Below are 2,550 nucleotides of genomic sequence, written 5' to 3' on the forward strand. Positions count from 1 at the left end.
TGGCCAGTCAGCGCGTTCGATGGGAAGGCCGCCAGGAACAGCGCTGCTTCCGCAACGTCCTGGACGGTCGTGAACTCGCCGTCGACCGTCTCCTTCAGCATCATGGTCTTGATCACGTCCGCCTCGGAGATCCCAAGCTCGCGCGCCTGCTCCGGGATCTGTTTGTCGACAAGCGGCGTGCGCACGAAGCCGGGGCAGATCACGTTCGCCCGGACCCCATAGGCGGCACCCTCCTTCGCCACGACCTTGGCCAGGCCGATCAGGCCGTGCTTGGCGGTGACGTAGGGCGCCTTGAGCGGCGACGCCTCCTTGGAGTGTACGGAACCCATGTAGATGATGCTGCCGCTCTTCTGCCTGTACATCTGCCGCAAGGCGGCACGGGTGGTCAGGAAGGCACCGTCCAAATGGATGGAAAGCAACTTCTTCCATTTCTCGAACTCGAATTCGACAAGCGGCGCCACGATCTGGACGCCGGCGTTGCTGACAAGGATGTCGAGGTGCCCGAAGGTTTCGATCGCCTGTGCCATTCCGCTTTCCACCTGCTCCTCGTTGCTGACATCCATACCAACCCCGAGCGCACGTTTACCCGTCGGATCGATTTCGGACGCCGTTTGTCGGGCCGCGCTGTGATCAAGATCTGCAATGACCACTCTTGCTCCCTCGCGAGCGAATATGAGCGCAATCTCCTTGCCAATGCCGCTTGCGGCTCCGGTGATCACCGCGACCTTGTTGAGAAGCTGGCCCGCGGCACTCTCGGCGCGCCTGTTCGAGGGTTCATTCTGCGAGTTCATAGGCTCTTCCTTTCCCATAGCGAGGCTCGGCTTCCGCGAGGTAGTCATGGACGACCTTCCCGAGCGCGAGCGTGAGATCTGCGATGATGTGGACCGCCGACACCACTTCCAGCACCGGCAACTCGGCAACCGGGGCCAGTGCGTGGGACCAGAGGTTCAGGGCTGCCGGGCCGGTCCAAGCCCCCTGCAGATTGATTTCCTCCAGGTGGTACTCCACGAGCTCGCAGATGCGCGGCGTGCCGTCGACATGGGGGATGATTTTGAGGAGGAAGTTCGGTTCGGCGAGCGAGGCCTTCACGCTCGCGAGGTCGGCGGCTCGGTGCTTGTAACCCATGGTACCCGTCGCGACGCGGACCGGTCCATAATCGAGCGTGCCCACCAGAGTGTCGGTCTCGGTCCGAAGAGTCGGACTCGCAAGCTTCTTCGGAAAGCCCCAAAGCTCACGTCCGCCGGCAATCGGCGGGTGATCGTTGAGAAACATACAATGGGTGTAGCTGCCCTTGCGTCCGCCAAACGAGACTGGGATGACCTGTCCGCTTTCCGTGTAGTCGCCGAAGCCGGTCGAGTCCGGCATACGAATGAACTCGAATTTCACGAGCGGCTCGCGCACCTGAAGTGGCTCCGGCACGAGGTCGCGCAGCTTCTGCGGATCGGTCCGATATGTGATGATCAGATACTCCCGGTTTCGGAAGCGATATGGCCCGGCCGGATAGGCCGGGCTGGTCAGGGGCATAGCGAAAGCCCTCGCCCGGACGGTGTCTTGGTGCATGGCTGAAATTCCTTTGGATCGAGCGGCTCACCTTGCGTTCAGGAGGAGCTGGGGTCGCCTTCGCGACGGGCAGGCGGACGTCAGTCGTGTTTTTGCGGTGGCTGACCCCTATTCCCGCCCGTCGACAGCAAGGTCATACGTGCTCACCCCGTCCAGATTGTCTGGCCGACTCAGTGCCTCAGGATGGCGCAACGTGCGCACGGCATCGAAGTAACCAGCCCGCCAATGCTCTTCCATGGCCAGCCGTGAGAATTCGTAGTCCTTCGAGTGGGTTTCATACTGCTTCGAGCCGTAGGTCAGATGGACCAGCTTGTAGACCTTGTCGTCTGCGATTGAGCTCAGCATTCTCGCCTCCTCGCTACCCACAAGGTCCGATGGCAGTTTTGCTAAAAGGTTGGCGAGCGTGTGTCGGGCGCGCTGGTACTGCTTGAACTGGTCGGTATGGGCGCGCGTGCGGCTCGAATACTGGATTTCCTTTTGCCGCGCCGCGACGTCGGCCAGGTTGCTGGGAATCTCACCGCGCGCGCTCCAGAGGTCGACCTGGAAGGCAATCGTGTCCTGCCGCGTCCCGTGCTCGACGACCCACTGCAGCGGCGTGTTGGAAACGAGGCCGCCGTCCCAGTAGAACTCGCCCTCGATCTCGATCGCAGGGAAACCGGGCGGAAGCGAGCCGCTGGCCATCACGTGCTCGGGCCGGATCGTATGCGTCTCATTGTCGAAGTAGACGAGATTTCCTGTCCGCACGTTCACCGCGCCGACACTGAAACGCATGCCGCCCGCGTTGATCCGGTCGAAGTCCACAAGCCGCTCCAGGGTACTCTTGAGGCGGTTGGTTTCGTAAAAGCTCGTGCTTTCCATTGCGCCATTCGGGTGCAGCCAGGGAACGGGCTGTCGCAGGCTGAAGAAGCCTGGGGCACCGGCGAGGAGCGCGCAGGCTGCACTGAATTGATTGAAGAGCGCGCGCGGCAGATTGCCGTTCGGAGCGAGAAC

3 protein-coding genes are annotated in these 2,550 nt (G+C 62.0%); all 3 read right to left on the reverse strand.

Annotation, left to right across the window (positions count from 1 at the left end):
* Positions 1-791, reverse strand: a 791-nt coding sequence (locus B5V02_RS10555; RefSeq protein ID WP_111544172.1) for a 3-hydroxybutyrate dehydrogenase, incomplete at its 3' end; no start/stop codon positions are given.
* Entirely contained in the window at positions 775-1,560 is a 786-nt protein-coding gene (locus tag B5V02_RS10560; protein WP_111544173.1) for an acetoacetate decarboxylase, read from the reverse strand. The genes B5V02_RS10560 and B5V02_RS10555, both read right to left, overlap by 17 nt.
* Before the next feature lie 108 nt (positions 1,561-1,668).
* Positions 1,669-2,550 (reverse strand): DUF3734 domain-containing protein (locus B5V02_RS10565; RefSeq protein WP_111544174.1); only part of this gene is annotated, 882 nt, incomplete at its 5' end.

It is taken from the genome of Mesorhizobium kowhaii (assembly GCF_003253745.1).
In the GTDB taxonomy this organism is placed as follows: Bacteria; Pseudomonadota; Alphaproteobacteria; order Rhizobiales; family Rhizobiaceae; genus Mesorhizobium; species Mesorhizobium kowhaii.